24 protein-coding genes, 1 tRNA gene and 1 pseudogene are annotated in these 26804 nt (G+C 33.6%); 9 read left to right on the plus strand and 17 right to left on the minus strand.

Going from position 1 to position 26804, the window contains the following annotated elements:
- The first annotated feature begins 7 nt into the window (after positions 1 to 7).
- Positions 8 to 1018, plus strand: coding sequence for a type IX secretion system membrane protein PorP/SprF (locus Q0L65_RS13830; protein ID WP_296687432.1), 1011 nt, complete (start codon positions 8 to 10; stop codon positions 1016 to 1018).
- Positions 1019 to 1069: 51 nt separating this feature from the next.
- Here Q0L65_RS13830 and Q0L65_RS13835 read toward each other — a convergent pair whose 3' ends face one another.
- The 8 genes from Q0L65_RS13835 to Q0L65_RS13870 form a co-directional block, all read right to left on the minus strand.
- Positions 1070 to 3478 (minus strand): alpha-ketoacid dehydrogenase subunit alpha/beta, encoded by a 2409-nt coding sequence (locus tag Q0L65_RS13835; protein WP_296687435.1) that lies wholly within the window; start codon positions 3476 to 3478, stop codon positions 1070 to 1072.
- 185 nt (positions 3479 to 3663) lie between these two features.
- On the minus strand, positions 3664 to 6456 hold the full coding sequence (locus tag Q0L65_RS13840; protein WP_296687437.1) for an aminopeptidase: 2793 nt from the start codon (positions 6454 to 6456) through the stop codon (positions 3664 to 3666).
- Between the two features lie 108 nt (positions 6457 to 6564).
- Positions 6565 to 7293, minus strand: coding sequence for a TIGR00730 family Rossman fold protein (locus Q0L65_RS13845; protein WP_296687439.1), 729 nt, complete (start codon positions 7291 to 7293; stop codon positions 6565 to 6567).
- Between the two features lie 204 nt (positions 7294 to 7497).
- Entirely contained in the window at positions 7498 to 7929 is a 432-nt protein-coding gene (locus Q0L65_RS13850) for a DUF559 domain-containing protein (RefSeq protein WP_296687440.1), read from the minus strand.
- Between the two features lie 75 nt (positions 7930 to 8004).
- A complete protein-coding gene (uvrA, locus tag Q0L65_RS13855) occupies positions 8005 to 10836 on the minus strand; it encodes an excinuclease ABC subunit UvrA (protein ID WP_296687441.1) in 2832 nt (943 codons plus the stop codon).
- A gap of 127 nt (positions 10837 to 10963) precedes the next feature.
- A complete protein-coding gene (locus tag Q0L65_RS13860) occupies positions 10964 to 12748 on the minus strand; it encodes a chloride channel protein (RefSeq protein ID WP_296687443.1) in 1785 nt (594 codons plus the stop codon).
- Between the two features lie 30 nt (positions 12749 to 12778).
- Entirely contained in the window at positions 12779 to 13444 is a 666-nt protein-coding gene (locus tag Q0L65_RS13865; RefSeq protein ID WP_296687446.1) for a DNA alkylation repair protein, read from the minus strand.
- 9 nt (positions 13445 to 13453) lie between these two features.
- A complete protein-coding gene (locus tag Q0L65_RS13870) occupies positions 13454 to 14053 on the minus strand; it encodes an ACP phosphodiesterase (protein WP_296687449.1) in 600 nt (199 codons plus the stop codon).
- Positions 14054 to 14200: 147 nt separating this feature from the next.
- Here Q0L65_RS13870 and glmM point away from each other — a divergent pair, with 147 nt between their 5' ends.
- Positions 14201 to 15589 carry a phosphoglucosamine mutase gene (gene glmM / locus Q0L65_RS13875; RefSeq protein ID WP_296687452.1) on the plus strand — a complete coding sequence of 463 codons (1389 nt, stop codon included), beginning with the start codon at positions 14201 to 14203 and terminating at the stop codon, positions 15587 to 15589.
- A gap of 57 nt (positions 15590 to 15646) precedes the next feature.
- On the opposite strand, the gene Q0L65_RS13880 is transcribed toward glmM, so the two are convergent.
- Complete coding sequence (locus Q0L65_RS13880; RefSeq protein WP_296687454.1) at positions 15647 to 16519, minus strand: lysophospholipid acyltransferase family protein; 873 nt, start codon at positions 16517 to 16519, stop codon at positions 15647 to 15649.
- Positions 16520 to 16631: 112 nt separating this feature from the next.
- On the opposite strand from Q0L65_RS13880, the gene Q0L65_RS13885 reads away from it, so the two are divergent.
- On the plus strand, positions 16632 to 17270 hold the full coding sequence (locus Q0L65_RS13885; protein ID WP_296687456.1) for a rhomboid family intramembrane serine protease: 639 nt from the start codon (positions 16632 to 16634) through the stop codon (positions 17268 to 17270).
- 46 nt (positions 17271 to 17316) lie between these two features.
- Here the strand turns inward: Q0L65_RS13885 and Q0L65_RS13890 are convergent.
- The 5 genes and pseudogenes from Q0L65_RS13890 to Q0L65_RS13910 all read right to left on the minus strand — a co-directional run bounded on the left by Q0L65_RS13890 (position 17317) and on the right by Q0L65_RS13910 (position 19765).
- Positions 17317 to 17397: transfer RNA gene (locus Q0L65_RS13890), tRNA-Tyr, on the minus strand.
- A gap of 174 nt (positions 17398 to 17571) precedes the next feature.
- A pseudogene (locus Q0L65_RS13895) lies at positions 17572 to 17958 on the minus strand (TlpA disulfide reductase family protein); the annotation flags it as partial.
- Between the two features lie 18 nt (positions 17959 to 17976).
- Positions 17977 to 18729, minus strand: a complete 753-nt coding sequence (locus tag Q0L65_RS13900; protein ID WP_296687458.1) for a DUF4369 domain-containing protein — start codon at positions 18727 to 18729, stop codon at positions 17977 to 17979.
- A 203-nt stretch (positions 18730 to 18932) separates the two neighbouring features.
- Positions 18933 to 19373, minus strand: coding sequence for a KTSC domain-containing protein (locus Q0L65_RS13905; protein WP_296687460.1), 441 nt, complete (start codon positions 19371 to 19373; stop codon positions 18933 to 18935).
- A gap of 143 nt (positions 19374 to 19516) precedes the next feature.
- On the minus strand, positions 19517 to 19765 hold the full coding sequence (locus Q0L65_RS13910; protein WP_296687462.1) for a hypothetical protein: 249 nt from the start codon (positions 19763 to 19765) through the stop codon (positions 19517 to 19519).
- An 88-nt stretch (positions 19766 to 19853) separates the two neighbouring features.
- Between Q0L65_RS13910 and Q0L65_RS13915 the strand changes: the two genes are divergently transcribed.
- The 4 genes from Q0L65_RS13915 to Q0L65_RS13930 are packed head-to-tail and all read left to right on the plus strand — an operon-like array spanning position 19854 to position 21173.
- Complete coding sequence (locus tag Q0L65_RS13915) at positions 19854 to 20399, plus strand: hypothetical protein (protein WP_296687463.1); 546 nt, start codon at positions 19854 to 19856, stop codon at positions 20397 to 20399.
- A gap of 3 nt (positions 20400 to 20402) precedes the next feature.
- Complete coding sequence (locus Q0L65_RS13920) at positions 20403 to 20558, plus strand: hypothetical protein (RefSeq protein WP_296687465.1); 156 nt, start codon at positions 20403 to 20405, stop codon at positions 20556 to 20558.
- Positions 20559 to 20565: 7 nt separating this feature from the next.
- Positions 20566 to 20787, plus strand: a complete 222-nt coding sequence (locus tag Q0L65_RS13925) for a hypothetical protein (RefSeq protein ID WP_296687468.1) — start codon at positions 20566 to 20568, stop codon at positions 20785 to 20787.
- Entirely contained in the window at positions 20787 to 21173 is a 387-nt protein-coding gene (locus Q0L65_RS13930; protein WP_296687470.1) for a YchJ family metal-binding protein, read from the plus strand. Before Q0L65_RS13925 ends, Q0L65_RS13930 begins: the two co-directional genes overlap by 1 nt.
- Before the next feature lie 2 nt (positions 21174 to 21175).
- Here the strand turns inward: Q0L65_RS13930 and Q0L65_RS13935 are convergent, their stop codons facing one another.
- A complete protein-coding gene (locus Q0L65_RS13935) occupies positions 21176 to 21886 on the minus strand; it encodes a GYF domain-containing protein (protein ID WP_296687473.1) in 711 nt (236 codons plus the stop codon).
- A gap of 219 nt (positions 21887 to 22105) precedes the next feature.
- Between Q0L65_RS13935 and mgrA the strand changes: the two genes are divergently transcribed.
- Positions 22106 to 23098 (plus strand): L-glyceraldehyde 3-phosphate reductase, encoded by a 993-nt coding sequence (gene mgrA, locus Q0L65_RS13940; protein WP_296687476.1) that lies wholly within the window; start codon positions 22106 to 22108, stop codon positions 23096 to 23098.
- A gap of 21 nt (positions 23099 to 23119) precedes the next feature.
- On the opposite strand, the gene mnmE is transcribed toward mgrA, so the two are convergent.
- Positions 23120 to 24526 carry a tRNA uridine-5-carboxymethylaminomethyl(34) synthesis GTPase MnmE gene (gene mnmE, locus Q0L65_RS13945; RefSeq protein ID WP_296687479.1) on the minus strand — a complete coding sequence of 469 codons (1407 nt, stop codon included), beginning with the start codon at positions 24524 to 24526 and terminating at the stop codon, positions 23120 to 23122.
- A 168-nt stretch (positions 24527 to 24694) separates the two neighbouring features.
- On the opposite strand from mnmE, the gene Q0L65_RS13950 reads away from it, so the two are divergent.
- On the plus strand, positions 24695 to 25528 hold the full coding sequence (locus Q0L65_RS13950; protein ID WP_296687482.1) for a universal stress protein: 834 nt from the start codon (positions 24695 to 24697) through the stop codon (positions 25526 to 25528).
- 71 nt (positions 25529 to 25599) lie between these two features.
- Here the strand turns inward: Q0L65_RS13950 and dnaN are convergent, their stop codons facing one another.
- Entirely contained in the window at positions 25600 to 26718 is a 1119-nt protein-coding gene (dnaN, locus tag Q0L65_RS13955) for a DNA polymerase III subunit beta (protein ID WP_229324745.1), read from the minus strand.
- Positions 26719 to 26804 lie beyond the last annotated feature (86 nt).

Below are 26804 nucleotides of genomic sequence, written 5' to 3' on the forward strand. Positions count from 1 at the left end.
AAATATTATGACTACTAAATATATATACATTTTTCTTGTTTCTATTTTCTGTCTTCCTATTTTCGGACAAGATTTTGCATTGAAAAATCAAAATAAGGTAATGGGAATTGTTAATCCTAGTTTTTACGGTTTTGGAGATTCTTCAAAAGCAGGGGTAATTTATAGTACAGAAGGGTACAATGAGGGTAGCAAAATTGAATCTCGATTTGGATTTGCGACACATTATTTTGATAATAATGAGTTTTCATTGGCCTTAGATGTTAATTCAACAAAAATTAGTCAATTAGGATATTCTACCACTCAGGCGAATATTCATTATATCTATAAGGCACAATTAACCCATGATTGGACATTTAATCCTTCTATAACTGTTGGTTATGGAAATAATAGATTGGATTATTCGTCTTTAATTTTTGAAGATCAGATTAATGTTCTTACTGGGTACATAGCTGGAATAACTAGGGATCCAGTAACAATAGATAATAAAATTAATTATGTTGATATTGGTGCTGGAGCAGTTGTTCATAATAATAGAAACTTATTTTTTGGATTAAATATAAAACATATCAATCGTCCTGAAACTTCATTTAATAGTGATGCAAGTAATAAAAAAGATTTACTGATGTCTTTGCAATCTGGGTATGAAAGAGATTTAAATCCCTATGGACAAAGTGCTTTTTTACCTGAAAACTCGTATTTGTATTTGTATAATTCCTTTGCAAAACAAGGAGTTAAAACAAGAATCGATTTGTATCAAGAAGCTATTTTAGGGAATGTCTCTTTTGGTTTAAATGAACATTTTAATAAATACGATGGATTTTCGGTTTCACAAGTAGGAACTTCATTTAGTATTTTTATTGAAGAAATAGAAGTTGGGGCTAATTATTCATTTGATATTGGTAGTAAAAAGATAGCAGGGACAACGTATAATTCATTTGAGATTTATGTTACGTTTGACTTTAATCCGTTTAAGAAAAACCGAAGAGGAAACAACAGTCGCTTTTATGATATGCAATAAAAGATAATTAAAAAGGCTACCACTGGTAGCCTTTTTAATTATAAATATATATCAATATAAATCTGGAAATTGAGAAGGATTTACTTCACTTATCATAGCATAAATTTTCTCAAAGATATCATCTGCGGATGGTTTTGAGAAATAATCACCATCTGTACCATAAGCCGGTCGATGTGCTTTGGAAGTCAAGGTTTGTGGTTTACTGTCTAAATAAGAATATCCATCTTGTTCTTCTACAATTTGTTGTAAGATATACGCCGAAGCTCCTCCAGGAACGTCTTCGTCAATCACTAGTAAACGATTGGTTTTAGCTATGCTTTTTACAATATCCTTATTAATGTCAAAGGGTAATAAAGATTGAACGTCGATTATTTCACAATCAATGCCTATTTCGGCTAATTCATTAGCAGCTTGTTCCACTAATTTCAAGGTAGAACCATAAGAAACCAAAGTGATATCTTTACCTTCACGAAGTGTTTCTACAATTCCAATAGGGGTTTTAAATTCGCCATAATTCAAAGGAGCTTTCTCTTTTAATCGGTACCCATTTAAGCATTCTATTACTAAAGCAGGTTCATCAGCTTCTAAAAGTGTATTATAAAATCCAGCTGCTTGGGTCATATTTCTAGGAACCAAAACGTGAATTCCTCGGATGGCGTTAATAATCATTCCCATTGGAGAACCCGAATGCCAAATACCTTCTAATCGGTGACCTCGGGTACGAATGATTAATGGTGCTTTTTGTCTTCCAAGAGTTCTGTATTGTAAAGTAGCTAAATCGTCACTTAAAATTTGAATGGCATACAATAAATAATCCAAGTATTGAATTTCAGCAATTGGGCGAAGTCCTCTTAAAGCTAGTCCAATTCCTTGTCCTATAATAGTTGCTTCTCGTATTCCAGCATCAGTAACACGTAATTCGCCGTATTTCTCTTGCATGCCTTCTAAACCTTGGTTCACATCGCCAATATTTCCTGCATCTTCTCCAAAAACTAAAGCTTCAGGGTATTTGGTAAACAAGGCATCAAAGTTATCTCGTATTATCATACGGCCATCGGTATCAGCAATGGTATTCTCGTTGTACTTAGGTGCTATTGGCTGAACAGAGTATATATTAGAATTGGATTCAGAATGCAAATGGCTGCTGAATTTTTTCTGAGTCCCTTCAGTATAATTCTGAATCCATTTTGAGACTTCTGCTTTTCCACTTTCGTTAATTAACAAACGTAATACTTTACGTGCAGTACCTAAAATCTCCTTTTTTAAAGGATCTTTGATGTTTTTTAAAACAGCAGCGTATTGAAGAATTTTGGTTTTATTTTGACTAGTTTCAGCTACTCGTTCAAGTAGCGATAGTAGTTCTTTTTGTTCGTTTAAAATGGGATTGATAAATTCATTCCAAGCCTCTTTTTTTCCTTCAAGAACTTCTTTTTTAGCGATTGCGTCTATTTCGTCTAATTCTTCGGGTGATGCAATATTAATAGCAATCATCCATAGTCTCATTTGGCGAATGCAATCAAAATCTTTTTCCCAAGTCAATCGTTCGGCACTTTTGTATCGCTCATGAGAACCAGAACTCGAATGACCTTGTGGTTGTGTTAATTGAGATACATGAACCAATACAGGAACATGTTCGGTTCTAGCTAAATCTTCTGCTTTTTGATACGTTGCTATTAAGTCGGCATAATCCCAACCTTTTACTTTTAAGATTTCAAATCCGTTTGTTCCTTCTTCTCTTTGGTATCCTTTTAAAATTTCAGAAATACTTTCTTTAGTAGTTTGGTGTTTTGCATGGACAGAAATTCCATATTCATCGTCCCAAACACTGATGACCATTGGCACTTGTAAAACTCCAGCGGCATTTATAGTTTCAAAGAAAACACCCTCAGAAGTACTGGCATTGCCAATAGTACCCCAAGCAATTTCATTTCCTTCATTAGAAAAATTAGGGGCATTAGTTATTCCTGAAACTTGTCGGTATATTTTTGAAGCATAAGCTAATCCCAAAAGGCGAGGCATTTGTGCTGCCGTTGGGGAAATATCGGAACTCGAATTTTTTTGTTCGGCTAAATTTTTCCAAGATCCATCTTCATTTAAACTATGGGTTACAAAGTGGCCTCCCATTTGTCTTCCTGCTGACATAGGCTCGTAATCCAAATCGGTATGTCCGTATAAACCAGCAAAGAATTGTTTGATTGTCAATTTTCCAATGGCCATCATGAACGTTTGGTCACGATAGTAACCAGAACGGAAGTCACCTTCTTTGAAAGACTTAGCCATAGCTAATTGAGGCAATTCTTTTCCGTCTCCAAAAATGCCAAATTTTGCCTTTCCAGTTAGTACCTCTTTACGTCCAAGTAAACTACATTCTCTACTTGTTGTAGCAATTTTGTAGTCATTCAAGACCTCTGTTTTGAAGTCTTCAAACGTTAATGTTGTATTCGTTTTTTCTTTTATCATAATTGAAAAGGATGACATAATGTACAAATCTAATTAAAAACTACTTATTTTCATAGTATGTCTAAAAATTAAATTTAGCTTTTTGTAATCATTTTGGTTATTTTTGGCTTTTTGTTGAATTATTATTTGTAAAAATATAATTTGTTAAATAAATATGTAATTTAATTCAAATAAATTGTATATCCTTAAAACCACTTTCTATTGAAAAGATTGATTAACGTTTTAGGTGAAAAAGTGACCACAAAACGTATTTTTTCATTGTAGTTTTTTTGATTTATTTCTAGGCCGTTATTAGAGTAGATGGGTAAATACAATTCAAAATAATCAGTAACAAAGTTCAATCGGATTCCACTATCGTAAACGAAATGGCCATTTTTAGATTTGTTTTTAATAAGACCAAGGTCGCCATATAACTCAATCCAATTCCAAATATTTACGCTTCCGTTTAATGTAACCATCCATTGATTTGCAAAGGGAATATTTAATTTTGATTTAAATCCACCTTCTGCTTGAATATATTGTTGGCTAAAAAAACCGGTACTTTCAGATCTTCCATAAAAATTATAATCAAACAAATAGTCTGTAGGTCGATCTAAGGCAAAACTAAAATAGTCAGAATTAGATTTGTTATATAAAAAAGTACCTGCAAATAAGCGTAAATTAATTTGTCGATTACTTTCAAATAACTTTCTATATTCAATTTCTGCCGCAATTTTTCCGAATTTTTTTGAGAATTGAATATCACTACTTGAACTAATGTGATTGGTTATTTCGGTCTTTGTATTAAAATACCGAGCATTTAAAACAGAATAATTTTCACCAAAATTAGTAGAAATCAATTCACTCTTTTCTCTATTTACTATAACTTGTCGAATAGCAATCCCCTGTTTTCTATTGTCTCTAAAATTAGTTTCACGTATTCTAAATTCGATAGAAGGAGAAATCTTAGTGTAAGTAGCATCTGGAGCGTAATGAAAATAAGCTCCACTAAGAGTATATCTTATATTAAACAATTTACTATCTCTGTAATTTTCATTAATAATAAGTGCGCCATTTCCTGAAACATTTTTAGATTTTGTAGAAAATGCTGGAGCTATATCAAATATAAATGGCTTGTCTAAAACAGTTTTATTATGCAAGCGCAATCCAGGAGAAATTCCATCATAAAAATTATAGGTTACTGAGGGAACATATAAAATTTGATTGTAATAAGGATCTTCTAAATCTTTCATAAAAACAAATTTTATTGGTCGATTATTCGGAAAAAAACCTTCTAATTTTTTCCAATTATTTCTCAAATTGTATTCAGGAACTTCATTTCTATAGTTCAATATAATTTTATCTGCATGATTTCTTTTTAAAGTAAAAGTACTGTCGCATTCCTTTAAATCTAACCATTCTTTAAATACAATATCCCCTTTTTTAATTCCATAAATTGGTATTGGGATAGGAATTTCGGTTTTGTTTTTTACAGAAAAGGTGACACTGTTTTTGGTTTGTGAAACTTTAGAGAATTTATAATCGATCAACTCCCTAGAATTTACAATAGTGGTAAAAAACCAATCAATATTTTTATTGGTATTGGATTTTAATATATTCTCAAAGTCTGTATTGGAAGTTTGTTGTGCCTTATTTTTTATATAAAATTCACGAATGCTATTTTTAACGATATCGTTTTGCAAGTAATTATCTAAAAATCGAATACTTAAACCAGCTCTGTACTTACTGGCAATTTGTTCATTGAATTTGATTAAATCAGTTTTTGTACTGCCAAGTGTTTGGTCTAGATTTTTACGAGCCATCAGCATATAGAAGTAACTGTATTGCTCGTTGAATTTTAGATTGGCTAAATTATAGCTTTTTAAAAGTTTGTAACTCGAAGCTTTACCTAACATTTTGGTGTCTGGATGATATTGTTCTATATATTTAATCATAGCATCCATTTGTAATGCATCATAAATCCAGTTGTCTTTTCTTGGGTCTAAATGCAAACTGTTTTTTAAATAAGTTTCCAAATAAGTTTTTAAAAACTTGATTTCAAATAAAAAATCTTCTTCAAACGGATTTAAAAATGAAGGTAATTGGTTTAGACCGTAAAATGGATTTCGGTCATAATTAGTTTGTGAAACAACAATTTTTTGATGAGGATAAATACCAATGAAATCATTAGTGAAATTAGCGATTCGATTAATAATTATGATTTTTTGTATCTCATCTAGCTTCTCATTACTGATATTAGAAATGACCTCATTTAAGTCGTTGTAATAACTTTTAAAACCGGATTTAGATTCGATGAACAAACTGAAATCAGTTCTGTTTTCTCCTTCTAATAAGTAATCAGAATGGGTTTTATCTCCAGTTTGTTCTGCAACATTTAAATCGGTAGTTAAAGTAAGTCCTTTCGGAATTTTGAAGTGAATGGTATAGTCACAAATTCCGTTAGCAATATCATCTAAATTACTATTGCTATATTTAACAAAGGTTTTGTTCTCGTATCGAGCAGTGGTGAGGAACCAGTTTTTAAGATTCAAATCACCATTTTCGGCATAACCGTATTTGGTGAATTTATTACTCGGTATTTTAGAAAAATAAGTAAGATATAAAGTGACTTTTTGATTTGGAGCTAGTTTATTTCTTAAGTCTACAGTGATATAGTCAGGATTGTTTTTTGTTCTAAACCAAGAAAGGAATAATTTATCTTCATTAAGAATTGTTAGGTTGGTTGTACTGCCACGTTCTTCTTCTTTAGCAAGATGAAAACCTCGATAAAATTCGTCCGAAAATCGTTTACCTAAAGGAGTGTTCTTGTCGGAGTAGGCATTGTTCCAATCGTTTAATACAATAGCACTGATGCTATCATTTGACTGATTAAAAAAAGTAATTTCTTGTTGAATACTAAGCGTTTTATTTTCAGCATTCAACTCAACATTCATTTTGGAACGATGCTGAGCCATCAGATTATTTGATGCTAATGCCATCAGTATACAAAACGCTATTTTTAGAAATGATTTCAATGGTCAAATTTTAGGTACAATATACAAGCTGTTAACCGAAAACAGTTCAGGTAATTTTGAAAAGAACTTCTTTTAAAAGTTAGGACTCAAATCGTATTTTTTGTAGAATGCGTCTAAAACAGCAACTACTTCGTCTTCGGTATCTACAATTTTGAACAAATCCAAATCGCTGGCACTTACCGTTTTTTCTCGCTCTATTAAAACCGTTTTAATCCATTCAATTAAACCTGACCAAAATGAGGTGCCTACCAGAATAATTGGAAAACGTGCTATTTTTTTAGTCTGAATCAAAGTCATCGCTTCAAATAGTTCGTCCATAGTGCCAAAACCTCCTGGCATTACAACAAACCCTTGAGAGTATTTTACAAACATCACTTTGCGAACAAAGAAGTAATCAAAATTCAGGTTTTTATCTCGGTCAATGTACGGATTGTAGTGTTGCTCAAAAGGCAATTCAATATTCAATCCTACAGAGGTACCTCCGCCTAAATGCGCACCTTTATTTCCGGCTTCCATAATTCCAGGGCCACCACCAGTAATAACGCCATAACCAGCTTTACTGATTTTATAAGCAATTTTTTCTGCAAGTAAATAATAAGGATCTTCGGGCTGAATCCTAGCAGAACCAAAAATAGTTACACAAGGACCAATACGCCCCATAGTTTCATACCCATTTACAAATTCTGACATGATCTTGAAAATCGCCCAACTGTCATTAGTACGAATTTCATTCCATGTTTTTTGCTTCAGTTTATCCTGAATTACTTTGTCTTCGTCATTATCAAAATCTTGTAGTCTCATTTTTTTTTTTTTTTGGTTTAATGCTTCCAGCCTTCTAAAGGCTGGAAGCCTTAAAAAAATACAGTGAACAGCAGGGCTATAGTTTTGTTATACTAAACTAATTCTTTTTTCAAAAACTGCGCAGTATATTTTTACTAATTTTTAATCTGTATTTATTTTTTTGTTATCCCCTCCACTGGAGGGGTGCCCGTAGGGAGGGGTGGTTTAAGTTTTCTTGCCAAATTCTTTTGTGATATATTTTTCCAACTCTATCATTACGTTATTTAAATCATGCTTTACTCTTAAGTCTGAAATTTTATAAATTTTTAGTCCTAATGATATAAAATAGTCGTCTCTTTTTTGATCGTATTTTTCTTTTTCATTATGACTTGACCCATCAATCTCAATAATTAATCCTAATGTTTTTATATAAAAATCGACAATATAGTTACCTATAATTCTTTGTCTATCAAAGTCAATTTTCCAAAACATTCCTTTGTGAACTTGCAACCAGAAAATAACTTCTGATAAAACACCTGCTTTACGCAATGCTCTGGCTCTAGATTTTAGTTGGATGTTACAAGGTAAATTTTCTATATAATTGCTAAATATGGGTTGATTATTTATAAAAGCTATTATTTCCCTATTGTTTTCCATAGTATAGTTTTTATATAGGTTGAATATAATAAAATAACCACCCCGCCTTTCAGGCACCCCTCCAGTGGAGGGGAATTACATCAATTCTTTTTTCAAAAACTGCGCAGTATAACTATTTTTATTTTTACTAATTTCTTCAGGAGTTCCTTTAGCAACGAGTTGACCACCGCCTTTTCCACCTTCAGGGCCAATGTCAATGATATAATCCGCTAGTTTGATTACGTCCATATTATGTTCAATAATCAGAATGGTATTGCCTTTGTCAACCAGTTTATTGATAACATCCATCAATACCCGAATGTCTTCAAAATGAAGTCCTGTTGTAGGTTCGTCTAAAATGTAAAAAGTGTTTCCAGTATCTTTTTTAGACAATTCGCCTGCTAGTTTGATGCGTTGTGCTTCGCCTCCAGAGAGTGTTGTACTTTGTTGTCCCAAGGTAATGTAGCCCAATCCTACTTCTTGAATGGTTTTTACTTTTCTGTAAATCTTCGGTATGTTTTCAAAGAAAGGTACTGCCTCATCTACCGTCATATTCAGTACATCCGAAATGGATTTTCCTTTGTAACGAATTTCCAAGGTTTCTCTGTTAAAACGTTTGCCCTGACAAGTTTCACACTCTACATACACATCGGGTAAAAAATTCATTTCAATGGTTCGAACCCCTGATCCTTCACAAGTTTCGCAACGACCGCCTTTCACATTAAAACTAAAACGACCTGCTTTATAACCTCGAATCATACTTTCTGAAGTCATGGTAAACAGATTTCGAATCTCCGAGAATACTTCGGTATAGGTAGCAGGGTTTGACCTTGGTGTTCGCCCAATCGGACTTTGGTCAATATCGATTACTTTGTCAATATGCTCTAAACCTTCAATTTTTTTATACGGCTGCGGTTTTTTAACTCCGTTGAAATAATAGGCATTCAAAATAGGGTAGAGGGTCTCGTTAATCAAAGTCGATTTTCCACTTCCTGAAACTCCCGTCACGCAAATGAGTTGACCTAAAGGCAATTCAACAGAAACATTTTTTAAATTATTTCCGGTGGCGCCTGTTAGTTTCAAAAATTTACCATTGCCTTCGCGACGCTTTTTAGGAACTTCGATTTTCATATCCCCATTCAAAAACTGAGCAGTAATTGTATTGCTTTTTAAAATCTCAGCAGGTGTTCCCTGACTGATGATTTCGCCGCCAAATTTCCCTGCTTTCGGACCAATGTCAATCACATAATCCGCACGTTCAATCATGTCTTTGTCGTGTTCTACTACTAAAACCGAATTGCCAATATCACGCAATTGTTCCAAAGAATGAATTAGTTTTTCATTGTCTCTTTGGTGCAAACCAATACTCGGCTCGTCCAAAATATACAACACACCCACTAATTGAGAACCAATTTGTGTCGCCAATCGGATGCGCTGTGCTTCACCTCCCGAAAGGGATTTTGAACTTCGGCTTAACGCCAAATAATTCAATCCCACATTCATCAAGAAAGCCAATCGGTCTTTGATTTCTTTAATGACTTCAGAGGCAATCGCTTTTTGTTTGTCAGATAAATGACTTTCTAACTCTTGAAACCAAGCCGTCAAATCCGAAATATCTAAATCGCTTAATTCAGCAATGTTTTTATCGTTTACTTTAAAGAATAAAGCTTCTTTTTTCAATCGCGAACCTTCACATTCAGGACATTTTACTTCGTCCATGAATTCTTTAGCCCAACGTTTAATTGTGCTTGAACCACTCTCGTCGTGTTGGTTTTTGATAAAATGAGTAATTCCTTCAAAGTCAATTTTGTATTCTCTGGCTACGCCTAAATCTTTTGAATTGATGGTAAACTTCTCTTTTCCGCCGTTCAAAATCATTTCCATCGCTTCTTCTGAAATGGTTTCCACCGCATCGGTCAATTTGAAACCGTATTTTTCGCCAATGATTTCCAATTGCTTGAAAATCCAAGACGATTTGTATTCGCCCAAAGGCGCAAAACCTCCATTTTTAATCGATAATTTCGGATTCGGGATGATTTTTTTACGATTGATTTCATTTACAGTTCCCAATCCGTTACAATGCGCACAAGCACCTTTTGGCGAATTGAAAGAAAATAAATTAGGTTCTGGATTTTGATACGAAATTCCCGTCGTCGGACACATTAAATTCCGACTGAAATAACGCACTTCGTTGGAGTCTTGGTCTAAAACCATCAACACATTTTCGCCGTGGTGCATGGCGGTATTGATACTTTCTGATAGTCGTTTTTGGTTGTCTTCGCTGCTATCCACAACGAGTCTGTCCACCACGATTTCAATATCGTGGGTTTTGTAACGGTCTAGTTTCATGCCGCTAACCAAATCCTGAATTTCTCCGTTCACACGAACTTTTAAAAACCCTTGTTTGGTTATTTGTTGGAAAAGTTCAGCATAATGCCCTTTCCTAGCACGAATAATAGGTGCTAAAATATTGATTCGTTTTCCTGTAAAATCCTGAATAATCAACTCTTTGATTTGCTCGTCAGAGTACGAAACCATTTTTTCTCCCGTATTGTAACTGTAAGCATCAGCGCCACGGGCATACAACAAACGCAAAAAGTCATAGATTTCAGTAATGGTTCCCACAGTCGAGCGCGGACTCTTGCTGGTTGTTTTTTGCTCAATGGCAATTACGGGTGAAAGGCCGTCAATTTTATCTACATCCGGGCGTTCTAAACCTCCTAAAAACTGTCGTGCATACGCAGAGAAGGTTTCGATATAACGACGTTGTCCTTCGGCATAAATAGTATCAAAAGCTAAAGATGATTTTCCGGAACCCGAAAGCCCAGTGATCACGACTAATTGCTCCCGAGGGATAGCAATATCAATGTTTTTTAGATTGTGAACGCGTGCGCCTTGAACGTCGATAGTATTGTTTGTGTCTAACATAATTTTTGCAAAAAAACAAAGTTACCATTTTGATTGATTCTTTTGGTACAACACAAGCGAAGTTTATGTTAAAATAGGGAGTAAAACAGAGAATTAAAATCCGAATTGATTCTTAATTTCCAATGTACTACTCAATCGTCATCGATTTTAGTTTGGTACGATAAGCCTCTAAGGCGAGTGATTTAGAAATGAATCCGTAGTATTTACCGTTTTTGAGTACGGGTAAGAAGGCCATTTTAGTTTGCTCAAATTTATTCATAACCACTTCCATACTATCTTCTGGAGTGATGATTTGTTTGGGAGCAGTCATGATTTCTTTAATTTGGGTGTACTTCACTCGGTAGGTATTGAAAATAATTTCTTTGATGTCATTGAAATAGACTACACCAACCAATTCATTTTCCAAATTCACCACTGCGAAAACAACTTGAGTAGAATTAGAAATTAAGTCGACTAATTTGTCCAAATTTTCATTAGGTGAAACGGTTAAATAATCCGTTTGAATGATGGAATTAGTATCCAAAGTAGATAATACATTAGCGTCTTTGTTGCTAGTAAAGGCGTGACCTTTCTTGGCTAAATTCTTCACATCCATAGAGTGTTTTTCGAAACGTTTTGAAATAGCAAAGCTAATCGAGGAAACAATCATCAAAGGAATCATTAGGTTATAACCACCCGTAATTTCAGCAATCAAGAAAATAGCGGTTAAAGGGGCATGAAACAAACCACTTAATATACCAGCCATTCCTACTAAAGTGAAATTGCTGATGGGTAATTTGGCTAGCCCAATAAGGTTAATGAACTTAGAAAAGAAAAAACCAACATACGACCCTAAAAATAGTGATGGGGCAAAGTTCCCTCCATTACCTCCACTACCGATAGTTAAGCCCGAAGCAAAAGCCTTAAGCATCATGGTGCAGCCAACAAAGAGTAAAAGTACCCAGCTATTGTTTCTGAATCCACTAAACAGAGTGTCTTCTAATAATTGTCCAGGATCGCTTTCAGATAAAATTCGGATGCTTTCATACCCTTCGCCAAAAAGAGTAGGGAATACGTAAATCAAAATAGCCAAAAGGGTAGAACCAAAAAGGGCTTTTTTGTAAGGGCCTAATTTTAGACGACTGAAAAAATGTTCTACTCGTTGAAAATTTCGAGAATAATAAATAGAAATCAAACCTGTAAAAACGCCTAAAAACGCATAAAACGGAATGTTATGATAGTTAAAATCTTCTTGTTGTTTGAAGGAAAGTAAAATGCTTTCGTCTAACACAATTACAGAAACTAAAGCTCCCGTAGCCGCAGCAATCATAATGGGGGTGAAAGCCGAAATACTTACGTCTACCAAAAGAACTTCAATGGCAAATAAAACTCCGGCAATAGGCGCGTTAAAAGCGGCTGCGATACCAGCAGCAACGCCACATCCAATAAGTAAGGTTCTATCTTTATAACTTAATCGGTATTTCTGGGCAAAATTAGAGCCAAAAGCAGCACCCGTAATTACAATGGGACTTTCTAGCCCGGCAGAACCACCCATACCAACGGTTAACGAGCTGGTGATGATTTGTGCATACATTTGTTTTCTTGGGATAATACTGGCTTTTTTGGCCACCGCATACAGGATTTGGGAAGTCCCTTTTTGGATAGTGCCGCTTAAGAATTTTTTGATTACAAAAACGGTTAATAGAATCCCGATAATAGGTAAAATACTGTTGAAAAAACCTAATTTTAGAATCCGACTGACATACGTAGCAAAGGTAAATACCCAGTGAGCAAAAGCTTTTAGCACAATTACAGCAAACGCTGCCGATATACCAACAAGAACAGCCGATAGAAAGATGAATTGCTTATCGCCTAATTTTGATCTTGACCAAGCGATAGTTTGTTCTATTTTATGTAAAGCTTTCTTGAGCATTAGAGTTTTTTTCAGTGCGCTAAATTACAATTAAATATTTTTTAAAGCTTCTTTTTTACTCAAAGGCTTTAAGTTCGATTGTAATACAAATTTTCGAACTGCTTCTGAATCGGTCTTAGCATATTCTCGCAGCGCCCAACCAATTGCTTTCCGAATAAAAAATTCATTGGAATGACTGTGTTTTAAGCATAATGATTGCAGTAACTTGAAATCAGTTTTTGATTTGTAGCCTAGTTGGAATAAGATCACACTTCGGTTCAACCACCTATTTTCCGCATTTGAAAATCGTTCTACAACAGTGGGGATTTCAGATGGAAATTGTTGCAAATAAGCACCAAGCATGAATTTTGAAATCGTATCTACACTATCCCACCAAGAATTGGTAATCAATAATTTTTCAATCCAAATGATATCTTCAACTACATATTTGTTTTTTAGAGTCTTAATAATGATTTCAATACCGCAATATTGAAGTTCACGTTCTTTTTTCAAAAAAAGTTCCCAACCAATTGCTCTTACATTGTTATTAATTTCAGTTGAGTATTTTTTACAAACAGATTTAAAAATGGCTCTTCTTTCGTCTGTTTTGATTCCAAAAAACGGAAATAAATCCTTCATGTATTTTGCCATGGGCAAAGCATTTTCTGGATGTTGCTTGGTCTTGAATTCGTTTTCTAATTCGGTAATAAAGTTCATTATATTGGATTAAGGAAATAGTAGCTTGATTTCAATTAATTTATCTTTTGAAAATAGTTGTATTTCTTTATAAAAAAGTGAAAATTCTGTTTCAAATTCATCATAGTAAGTAATAAGTTCTTCGGTTGCAAATCGCATCAAAGATTGATTTTTGGTGCGGTGATCCATTTGACTCAAAATACGTTCTAAACCCGATATGGATTGGTAACTTACTAGCCAATTGTATTCCATCATATAAGGCAAAATGTTTTGTGTTTTAGTAGTCAAAAGTGTATGATTGTCTAATAAGGATTGGTAAAAGGTATTGGCATAAAGGTCTAAATTTTCAGGGTGGTAATTGGACCAGTTTTTGGCTAAAAAATGGTCGTAATACATATCAACGATAACTCCAGCATAGTGATGGTAACGTGCATGCAGCCTTTTAGTACTTTGTCTGAAAATCGGATGCGCATCAGTAAAAGTATCAATGGCTCGATGCAACAAAATTCCTTTTTGAATTGCTGGAGGAAAATGTTCATATTGTTTTCCTCGAACTCCATCGGCCATAAAATTGCCAATTTTGATGAATTCGTTTTCTCCAGAAAGATGAATATGAGCAAGGAAATTCATAGTTTTTTCAAGTTGTTGCTTTCCAAATATACAAAGTTCAGTTTATAAAAGAATTTCATTTTTGATAAAAACTTAAGAAATATCTCGTTTAGCTAAACGCGAACTTTTATATTTGTATTTCTAAACAAAATTTTAATTCAGATACAGATGACTTTAATAAAATCAATCTCAGGAATTCGAGGAACAATCGGAGGTAAAGTAGGAGATAACCTGACTCCAGTTGATGCAGTGAAATTTGCTTCGGCCTATGGAACTTGGTTGAAAAATTATTCGGGCAAAGATAAATTATCAGTAGTGATTGGTCGTGATGCTAGAATTTCGGGGCCAATGATTCATAATTTAGTAGTGAATACTTTGGTTGGACTTGGAATTGATGTCATTGATTTGGGACTATCCACTACGCCAACGGTTGAAGTAGCCGTGCCTTTAGAAAAAGCAGACGGAGGGATTATTTTGACCGCCTCTCATAATCCAAAACAATGGAACGCTTTGAAGTTATTAAACGAAAAAGGGGAATTTTTAAATGGAGGGGAAGGAGAAAAAATCTTAGAAATTGCTGAAGCAGAAGCTTTTGATTTTTCAGATGTAGATTCGCTAGGAACTATTGTAGAAAATGATGCTTATATGGACATTCATATTGATGAGGTATTGAATTTGCCTTTAGTAGATGTAGCTGCTGTAAAAGAGGCTCAATTCAAAGTAGTAGTCGACGGTGTAAATTCTTCAGGAGGTATTATTATTCCAAAATTATTAGAATTAATGGGTGTTGAAGTAGTCAAATTATACTGCGAGCCTAACGGACATTTTCCACACAATCCAGAACCGTTGAAAGAGCATTTGACTGATATTTCAGAATTGGTTGTCAAAGAAAAAGCGCACCTTGGGATTGTAGTAGATCCCGATGTAGATCGTTTGGCTTTCATTTCTGAAGATGGCGAAATGTTTGGTGAAGAATATACTTTGGTGGCTTGCGCCGATTATGTATTGAGCAAAACTCCTGGTAACACCGTTTCGAATATGTCTTCGTCTCGTGCTTTGCGTGATGTGACCAATGCTCACAAGGGAAGCTATGAAGCCAGTGCCGTGGGCGAAGTGAATGTAGTGGAGTTAATGAAAAAGAATAACGCGGTTATTGGAGGTGAAGGAAATGGCGGAATTATTTATCCTGAATTGCATTATGGACGCGATAGTTTGGTTGGAGTCGCTTTGTTTTTAACACATTTGGCTAACAAAAAAATGACAGTTTCGGCTTTACGTGCGTCGTATCCAGAATACTATATGAGCAAAAATAAAATTGAGTTGACTCCTCAAATTGATGTAGATGCTATTTTGGTTGCTATGACTGATAAATATAAAAATGAAGACATTACGACGATTGATGGAGTAAAAATTGATTTTGCTACCGAATGGGTGCATTTGAGAAAATCGAATACAGAACCTATCATCAGAATCTATACCGAAGCTCCTTCACAACAAGAAGCCGATGTATTAGCATTGCGAATCATTGATGAGATAAAAATAATCGCAGGAATTTAATTGGATTACTATTGTAAATAAAAATCCCCTTTCTGAAAAGAAAGGGGATTTTTTTATCTATCCCCTACGATGTTTCCATCTTTTGTGTGTCCAAAAATAATATTCGGGTGCTTCTAGAATTTGTTGCTCTACTTCTTTTAGATAAGTATCTGTAATTTTATAATCAGGAATGGATTTTGGGTTGTCACATATTGGAATAAATGTAGCCTCATAATAGCCTCTTTTTACTTTTTTTACCTTTGCAAAAACCACTTCTAAATCGTAGCGTTTAGCCAACATTTCGGCACCAGTATGAGCAGGAACTTCTATTCCCATAAATTTTTGCCAATGAAACGTTCGATGTACTTGAGGAGATTGATCGCTTGCCAACCCATACATTCCCATAATCCCTTTTTCTTGGTTTTCGGCGATTAAAGCAATTGTTTTATTAGTAGTAACTAACTCAGAATTGAATTTCGATCTAATTCTTCGAACAAGTGCGTCAAAGTAGCGATTATTAATTTTTTTATAAACTCCTATACATTTGAATTTGGTTCTTTCGTTAATAGATAGTAGCCATTCCCAACTGGCATAATGAGAGGCTAATAATATTATACTTTTCTCTTTCTGTTCGTATTCTTTAATTAAATCAATATTCGTAATTACAAAACGTTTATTCATTTCTGCCGATGAAATAGACATGGTTTTAATCATTTCTAAAAACATGTCACACATGTGTTGGTAGAATTTTTTCTCTATAATTAAACGCTTCTCCTCAGTCAGATGGGGTAGTGCGATGGATAAATTATAACGAACTATTTTTTTTCGATATCCAATAATATAATACACTACGAAATAAATACAATCAGAAAACCAATAGAATAGCCGAAATGGGAGTATTGAAATAATCCAAAGCAAGGGAAAACTTAGTATAAAAATCAGAAATTGCATGCGGTAATTTTTGACAAATATAATTCAAAATAAATGAGAATTTAAATTTGAAATAGAACAACGTCAATTTAGCTGAATCACTATCTTTACCATTCACTATAAATAAAGTGATATGAATATGATATTACTAATACTCATTGCAGTTACAGTTTTGATAAGTTATAAAGGATTTAATGACCTTTCTTTTTTTAGAAAATACGAATTCCATATTGGAAGTATTCATAAAGGAGAACAAATCAGGATGCTATCTTCTGGTTTTTTGCATGTGGATATGATGCATCTACTATTCAATATGATGACGCTCTGGTTTTTTGCGCCTTTGGTTTTAGCTTATTTAGGGAATTGGACTTTTGTTCTTATTTATATGGGAAGTTTAGTTTTTGGAAATTTATTGACCTATATTTTTAATAAAAATAACTATAGTTACCGTGCTGTTGGAGCTTCAGGAGCAGTTACGGGAGTTTTGTATTCGGCTATATTGCTGCAACCTGATATGATGTTAGGGCTGTTCTTTGTTGTTCCCATTCCAGCATATCTTTTTGGTATTTTGTACTTGCTGTATTCAATTTACGGAATGAAATCTCAAAACGACAACATTGGACATTCAGCCCATTTTGGAGGAGCTGTCGGTGGTTATGTAATTACGCTCATTGAACAACCTCAATTATTAGTAGAACACACCTTAATGGTTATTTTATTGACCATTCCAATTATAGTGCTTTTTATCATGCAGCGATTAGGAAAGTTATAATTTGAGTTATAAATAAAAAAGTCCCGATATTATCGGGACTTTTTTGTGGGGAGAGCAGGATTCGAACCTGCGAAGTTTTCACAGCAGATTTACAGTCTGCCCTCGTTGGCCGCTTGAGTATCTCCCCATTTCCTAGACTAGGCCGTTTTGTTTGTCTAAGCGGTTGCAAATATATAAACTGTTTTGATGTTTGCAAATTAAAATAGCACTTAATTTTGCTATTATTTTTAATGTGTTGGTATTGAATAAAATAAAAAAATCTCCCATTGGGAGATTTTTTTATTTTCAATTGTTGCTGACTTTATTTAGCTAAAAGTGCTGCGATTTTATTGCGTAAATCGGTTCCTCTTAAATCTTTTGCAATTACTTTTCCAGAAGCATCTAAAATGAATGTTGCTGGAATAGATTCAACGTTATATTGTCTTGCAATAGGCTCTGCCCAATGTTTGAGGTGAGAAACCTGAGTCCAATTCAAATGATCTTTGGCAATTGCTTCTTTCCAAGCCTTAGCTTCTTTGTCTAAAGAAACGCCAACGATGTTAAGCCCTTTGGAGTGAAACTCCTTATAAATGGCTACCATATTTGGATTTTCCTTACGACAAGGGCCACACCAAGAAGCCCAAAAATCAACAATAGTAACTTTGCCTAAACTTTCTTTTAAAGTAATTGCTTTACCGTCTGGATTAGGTGCTGAAAAATCAGCTCTTCATTTAGCTCCTCCCAAAGATGGTGCTGCAACAGGACCTGCTTTTAACTTCCCTAAAGCTTCTTTTACTGCTTTACCAGGTTTTGTATTTTGTAATGATTCTTCTAAGCTGTTGAACATGGCCTCTGCTTTTTTGATATCAGTACTAGGATCGTTTAAAATACCTTGTAAGATTAGTACAGAGATGAAAGATTTTGGGTGAGACTCAGCATACGTTAAGTATTTTGCTTTTGAAGTTTCTCCCACCTCTTGTTGAATTCTACCAAATTCTTGCATTAATTTGTTGATAGCAACAGTATCTTTTGCTTGTTGAGCAGCTTGCATGGCAGGCGTATTTTTAGTTTGAAAATCAACTAGTTTCTTTTGAACCTTAGTGATTTCTTCGTTGAATTTAGCATATTCATCATTGTTATATGTTCCAGAAACTTTTGATTTTTGGATGCTATCTTTATTGATTTCAATAGTTACCTCTTCTCCATTTTCCAAGATGAATGGAATTGGAGCAGGGATACCTTCTAATTTGATAGTGTAGAAAGCAGGTTCAGAAATTTTACCTTTCATTTCAAATTTACCATTCTCTACTTTTACAGTATCTTTTGCTACTAATCCTGTTTCATCTTGTGTTTCAAGAATAATAGTTTTCCCGTTTTCAACTCCTTTTGCAGTACCAGAAATGATGTACTCATCTTTACCAGCTTTGCTACAAGCAACTAATACTACAGTAGCAGAAAGTAATACAATTATTTTTTTCATTATAAGTTTGTTAAATGATTTAAGTTGGCAAAAGTATCTAAAATTATAAATTATTACCACTTTTTGAACTTAAATTTTTGTTATAGTTTTTGTTTTATGTTAAATAAAGAGCTTCTTTATTCCAATGAAGTGTTTGAATATGAGTTCCAATAAAAAAAGCACCCTAAAATAGAGTGCTTTTGTACTGTAATTTTGAATAGATTTTATTCTTGGTTGATGGTTTTTCTCCAAGTAAAGTTATTCAAGATATGTCTTTTAGCAAAACGTCCTGGAGAATCAGCATTCACCATTTTTACGTAAGTTGCTTTAGGTACACTAATGTATTCGTAAACACTTCCGTTTGAGAAATTGATGATTAATCGTCCGTCTACAAATTTGTAATCTGTGATAGTAGAAGTAGCGATAGTTTCAGTATACTCAGGTAAGTTTTGTTTAATCGTTTCAGGATTAATACTTACTAAGAAATGGTAAGCTTCAATAATTTGTTTACTATTTTCTTCTGCCGCTTTTAAACCTGCTTCATCACCTTGAAATTTATCAGGATGTGCATCTTTCATCGCATTACGATAAATGGTTTTTAAATCTTTAAGTTCGACAGTTTTGTCTACATTTAATAACTTACGGTATTCAACTATTTTTTTCATAAATAAAGATAACTATTTGTCTTTTAGTTTGTTTGTAATGGATTGTTTATCCGAAAACGACAAATTTTTTGCAAAGGTACACTTTTTTTTAAGTTTTTGGTTTTCGACCAAAGAATATTATTAAAAAGGGCGCTTAGTACGATTTAATATTGTGACTTGTTATTGGCCTTGTCAAAGTTTTTAGACTTTTTAGGGTATTGATTGTAGCTGATGTCACTCGGATTTTCAATGATAGATTTTATCGTTATCCAATCGCCAACTGCATGATTGGCATGCGCCAATTTATAGTCTAGAAGGTATTCTCCGCAAAAGTAGTTGCCATTTTCATCCTGTTCCATTATTCCTGTAAAAACTCCTTTTTGAAGCATTTTATCGTGTGAAGATTTAGACATAATCTCGAATTTTATAATTTTTAGACTGCAAACTTAATCAATTATTGTTTGTTTAGGCTGAAAAGGAGATTCTACTTACTTTTGTACTATGGTAAAACAATTTCGTCCCAGTCCTAATGCGTTTAAAAATACTTTTTGTGTTTTTAACGAATTGCCAATCGCTGCTATTGAAGGATTGTCGGTTCAATATGAAAGTAAGGCGGGGAGTTCGTATTATTATACAAAAGAAGGCATGTACCGATTGTCAAACCATTGGGGTAGGCTCGCTAATAGCAAGTGGAGATTAGAACCAATGGAAATAGAGTCGCCCACAAAACACAAATTAGGGTTTGCACTTTGGACCAGTTTTTATCCCGATAACGCTACGGATAAATTGTATTATTTAGAAGCTAATTTTGAAAAAAAAACGGTAAATTACCAACACAAAAACAATCCTACTTACAATCAAAAGGCAGTGATTCGAACGAGTTTTGAAACGGCCAAGAGAATCAAACAAATTCGAAATTTATTTGAATTGACTTCTTGGGCAAAGTATTTTGAGTACGATGATTTAGACGATTTAAGAATGAAGATTATTAACGGACTTATCCATACTGAGAAGTCATTGGAAGAAATTAAACGAGAACAACTCTAAATTATGGGCAGAAATAACGAAAAGAATATCAAAAAGCATAACGACAAATTGCACAAAGAGCAAGATAAAGCTAAAAAAGCAGCGATGGCTCGTAAAGAAAAACTAAAACAAATTACCAAACAATTCAATGCTAATAAGCAGGATGAAATAAATAAATAATTACGATATGGAACACCACGATTTCAATTTATTACAACAAGAAGTACAAAAAATAATTGATTTAATTGCAGCTAAAAAGGGCAAAGAAGCCAATAATAAATTGGTAGAAATAAGTCAACAACTGGATGATTTTCTTGATTTTTCAGATGATGATGCCGACTTAATCGAAATCAGTAAATACCAAGTGTTATTGAATCAATTGCATCAAAAAATTAACGAGCTGAATTAATGGCAATTCAACGTTGTTTTTGTGGCTCAGCTATTTCTTTTGACAAATGTTGTCAGCCAATAGTATTGGGATTACAAAAAGCAACAACCGCCGAGGCTTTAATGCGTTCACGGTATGTCGCTTATGTAGTTCAGGATGCAGATTATTTAATTGCAACTACAGCTCCTTCTCATAGAAGATATTATGCAAGGGAGGATATTTTAAGTTGGGCTACTCAAAATCAATGGCAGCGACTGAAAATAGTTAATGTTACACCAACCACTGTAGCGTTTAAAGCGTATTATTTAGACTCTGATAAGCAATTACAAGTGCATCACGAGCATTCTCGATTTGTATTTGAAAATGGAGAATGGTTTTATCTTGATGGTGATTATTTTGAAACCTAGATTTATTTAATTTTATCCAATTCTAAATTCAATCGATTTTGTTCAGCTTCTAAATCTTCCAATTCTTTTTCTAAATCTGCAATCTCTTGTTTTAGTTTTTTTAGCTCTTCGCTTTTTTCAGCCGAAGTTCGCAATACTTTGAAATCATTGGCTTTAGCCAATTTTTCTTTAGCAGTATCTAAATCATCTTTGGTTACAGCCATTTCGTTTTCTATGGCAGAGATGCGGTCAGTGATAGTTTGTTTTTTCTCTCTGGCTGTACGTTCAGCTTCAGCTTTTTCTTGTTCTTCAATTAGTTTGTCTTTGGCTTCAATTTCTTTTTGTTGTAGCAAAAATTGTCTATTTTCAAGTAATGTCTTTTTGTTTTTTGCTTCTAATTCTTCGCTTCGGTTGTTTTGGATGATATTAAAAACAACAGTAGAGATGATTAGAATAACGACTACTACACCAATGAAACCATTTTTTGAAAGTCCTAAAAAAGCTGCGTTAGAAACTCTTCTTGGAGGTTGTGGAGCGGGTACTTCTTCTACTTGAAAAGGCGGCGGAGTAATGGCAACTAATTCGTAAAGTTCTGCTATATCTCCTGCATATTTCCATTTTTCCATACCTTCGAACCAAACGGGGGTCGTTTTAGTGATTTTCAGAGTTTTTAATTCGTCAAAGCTAAAAGGACCTGAGCTTTCGGTTCCGTTATGTAAAAAATATTTTTTCATATAATCGTTTCTGTAAATGCTTTATATTTAGCGTTAATTCTTAGTTTTAAGAAAAACTATACTCTCCGTTCAAATTTACAATCAATAATTGATTAATGCAAAATTTAATATTTACGATGTGATTATTAATTGGAAAATAAGATTTGGTTACTAATTTTTTAAATAATACTTTTAGTAACGTTTTTATATTTAAGTATATCAATTTAAAGCTATTTTTTTATGACTTATACACCGATGTCAAATCGCTATGAAACTATGGAATATCGTCGTTGTGGTAATTCCGGAATCAAATTATCAGCTTTATCATTAGGATTATGGCATAATTTTGGCAATGTGAATGATTTTGAAAATAGTAAAAATCTTATTAGAACAGCTTTCGATAATGGCATTACCCATTTTGATTTAGCAAACAATTACGGTCCACCCCCAGGTTCTGCCGAAAAGAATTTTGGGGTAATATTGAATCAAGATTTTAAGAGTTATAGAGATGAAATGATTATTTCTACTAAAGCTGGGTATACAATGTGGGATGGACCTTATGGAGATTGGGGGTCTAAAAAATATTTAGTTTCCAGTCTTAATCAAAGTCTCAAAAGAATGAATCTAGATTATGTGGATATTTTTTATCATCATAGGCCAGATAATGAAACACCATTAGAAGAAACTATGTCTGCACTTGATTTGATTGTTCGTCAAGGAAAGGCATTGTACGTAGGAATATCTAATTATAATGCACAAGACACATTAAAAGCGGTAAACATTCTAAAACAACTTGGTACTCCTTGCTTAATTCATCAACCTAAATATTCAATGTTTGTTCGTGATGTAGAAAACGGACTATTGGATGTTTTAGAAAAGGAAAATGTCGGCTGTATTGCTTTTTCTCCTCTAGCTCAAGGATTGCTTACGGATAAATATTTGAATGGAATTCCTAAAGATTCTAGAATAGCTGTAAGCGGTATTTTCTTAAATGAGAACCATATTACTTCTGAGAAAATTATTAAGATTTCAAAACTTAATGAATTAGCAAAACAGCGTGGACAAAAATTAGCACATATGGCACTTGCATGGTTATTGCGTGATTCTAAAATTACATCAGTATTGATTGGTTCAAGCAAGAAAGAACAAATTTTAGATTCAATTCTATCATTAAAAAACACACATTTTTCCGAAGAAGAATTAATCTTAATAAACGATATTTTAAAGGATTAATATTAAATTAAGCTAATAATATTATTTTCCAATACAAAAATTAGCAAAAATATTACCAAGTAACTCATCGTTAGTGACTTGTCCTGTAATTAGTCCAAAATGATACAAGGCTTCTTTAATATCCAAAGCCATTAAATCGCTAGATAAATTGGATTCCAAACCAAATTTCACTTTTTGAATTTCGTCTAACGCTTTAAGTAAGGAATCGTAGTGACGTGTATTAGTTACTATAGTTTCGTTATTACGCAAAGCACCTGTATTGACAAAAGATAGCAAAGTATTTTTTAGTTCGTCTATGCCCGTTTTTTGTTTGGCAGAAATTTCAATTGACAATTGATAATTGATAATTGATAATTGATGCTCTAATTTAATTCGATCTTCTGGATTTAATGTATCAACTTTATTGATTACAACAATTATAGGCTTTAGTGGAAACTGATTTCGTATTTTTTCAATTTCAATTTTTACCTTGTTTTCATTATCAATTATCAATTGTAAACTATCAATTATAAATAAAACTACCTGAGCTTGTTCAATTTTTTCAAATGTTTTTTGGATACCAATGCTTTCTACCACATCTTTGGTTTCGCGAATTCCAGCTGTATCTATAAATCGGAAACCAACTCCTCCAATGACTAACTCATCTTCAATAGTATCACGAGTTGTTCCTGCAATATCCGATACAATAGCACGTTCTTCATTCAATAAAGCGTTCAATAAAGTAGATTTTCCCACGTTGGGTTCGCCCACAATAGCAACGGGAATTCCGTTTTTAATTACATTTCCCACGGCAAAAGAATCGATTAATCTTTTGAGAACAAATTCAATTCGGTTTAATAATTCGTGAAATTGAGTTCGGTCGGCAAACTCAACATCTTCCTCTGCAAAGTCTAGCTCCAATTCGATAAGCGAAGCAAAATTTAACAATTCTTCACGCAGTTTGGCAATTTCGTTAGAGAATCCGCCACGCATTTGTTGCATTGCAATTTGGTGAGAAGCTTCGTTGTCTGACGAAATCAAATCTGCAACGGCTTCGGCTTGTGACAAATCTAATTTGCCGTTTAAGAAGGCTCTTAGAGTAAATTCACCCGCATTGGCCATACGACAGCCTTTTCTAAGCAATAATTGGATAATTTGTTGCTGAATGTAAGTGGAACCGTGACAAGAAATTTCGATGGTATTTTCGCCTGTATACGAATTAGGTCCTTTGAAAATAGAAATCAAAACTTCATCCAAAGTTTTACCCTCATCAATAATATGTCCTAAATGTAAGGTATGGGTTTTTTGTTGTGTTAAATCTTTGTTTTTGATAGATTTAAAAACACTAGCGCCAATCTCGATGGCATTTTGACCCGAAATTCTAATTATTGAAATTGCTCCAGCCCCCGAAGGGGTTGCTAAGGCTACGATGGAATCGTTATACATCATTTTGATTATTCTAAAGCACAAAGATAATAAAACTCTGTCGGTATATATTATTATTGTTGGGTAAGCTTTTTTATATGTTAAATAAATGTAAATTACTGATAATTATCATGTTGTAAAATATTTATTATCGTTAACTTAGAGGTAGTAAATTGTAAAAACATTATAAAAATGAAAAAGATTCTATTTCCCACAGATTTTTCTGAAGCTGCTAATAATGCTTTTGTTCATGCTTTAGAATTTGCAAAAATAGTTCATGGCGAACTTGTTTTATTGCACACTTTTGATTTACCCGTATTCGACAATCAATTTTTCCCAGAGAATTATGCTGCAATTTATGATTCGGTAGAATTGAGTGAATTTGATTTATTTAAAGATGAAATTCCAAAATTAAGAGCAATTGCAGAGGCTCATCATCTAGACAAAATTAAGTTGTCTCACCGACTGAAAGATGGTGATTTAGTTTCCAATATAAAAGGATCAATTAAGGAAGATAAAATTGATTATGTTGTTATGGGAACTTCTGGAGCTACTGGTTGGGATAGTTTTTTTATTGGGACAAATACCGCTTCGGTTGTTACAGAAGTTGACGTTCCTGTCTTTTGTGTTCCTTCCGACGCTAAATTTAATAAAATAAAAACAATTGGTTTTACCACCCGATTTAGAGCCAAAGACAAAAAAGCGTTACAATCTATTTTAGAATTGGCACATAAAGCGAAAGCTAGAGTAAAATGTTTGTATGTTAAAACTTCGGATTCAGATGTTTCAAAAGCAACGATTGCTAAATGGGAAGAGGAATTCAAATCAGAACCAATTGAGTTTTTTGTAATAGAAAACGATGATGTTCAGGCTACTATTTTAGATTTTATCATGTACAAAGATATTGATGTGCTGACTTTATTGCCTTACAAACGAGGATTCTTTGAAGGGCTGTTTAAACCAAGTTTGACTAAAAAATTAACAACCGATTTTGAAATTCCAATTTTATCCATTCCGATGGAATGATATTTATAAAAAAGAAAAACCGCTATCCTAAAAAGAATAGCGGTTTTTTATTTCAATTTTGGTTGTTAGTTCTAAGCGTTTAACATAACAGGCATTACTAACATCGTAACGGTTTCTCCTTCTTCTAAACCATCCACTGGAGTTAAGATTCCGGCACGGTTAGGCAATGACATTTCTAACATAATCATGTCTGATTGTAGATTAGTCAACATTTCAGTTAAGAAACGAGAGTTAAACCCAATTTGCATATCGTCTCCTTGATAATCACAAGTCAATCTTTCTTCCGCCTTGTTAGAGTAATCGATGTCTTCAGCAGAAACGTTCAACTCAGCACCCGCAATTTTTAAACGGATTTGATGGGTGGTTTTGTTAGAGAAAATTGCCACACGACGAACTGAACTCAAGAATTGAGAACGGTCAATCATCAATTTGTTTGGATTTTCTTTAGGGATAACCGCTTCGTAGTTTGGATATTTTCCGTCGATTAAACGACACATCAACAAATAATTATCAAATGAGAAAGTGGCGTTAGAATCGTTGTATTCAATTTTTACTTCAGCATCTGAAGCCCCTAAAATACTTTTTAAAATATTCAAAGGTTTTTTTGGCATGATGAAATCAGCTACTTGAGAAGCCGTTACATCAGTACGCGCATATTTGACTAATTTATGAGCATCAGTAGCAACAAAAGTCAACCCTTGCGGAGAAAATTGAAAGAATACTCCAGACATTACTGGTCGTAAATCATCGTTTCCAGCAGCAAAAATAGTTTTGCTAATAGCAGTTGCTAAAACATCAGCAGGTACTAAAGTTACAGAAGGCTCGTCTAAGTTAACTGATTTAGGGAATTCTTCACCTGGAGCATACGCTAAAGCATATTTCCCAGAATTAGAACTAATTTCGATGGTACTGTTTTCTTCAACGGTAAAAGTCAACGGTTGTTCAGGAAAAGTTTTAAGGATTTCCAAAAGCAATTTAGCAGGAACAGCAACACTTCCCTGACTGGTAGAATCAATATCCAAAGTAGCCGACATGGTAGTCTCTAAATCAGAAGCTGAAACCGTCAAAAGATTGTTGTTCAATTCAAATAGGAAATTATCTAAAATAGGTAAGGTATTATTACTATTGATAACGCTCCCTAGAACTTGTAATTGCTTTAATAAGTACGAACTCGATACTATAAATTTCATCTGTTATATTTTATATTTTTTGGGATATACTTTTTTACAAATATATCGTAAACTAGTTTAGTATGGAAAATTTTTTATTAACATCT

Source organism: Flavobacterium sp. (assembly GCF_024642105.1).
In the GTDB taxonomy this organism is placed as follows: domain Bacteria; phylum Bacteroidota; class Bacteroidia; order Flavobacteriales; family Flavobacteriaceae; genus Flavobacterium.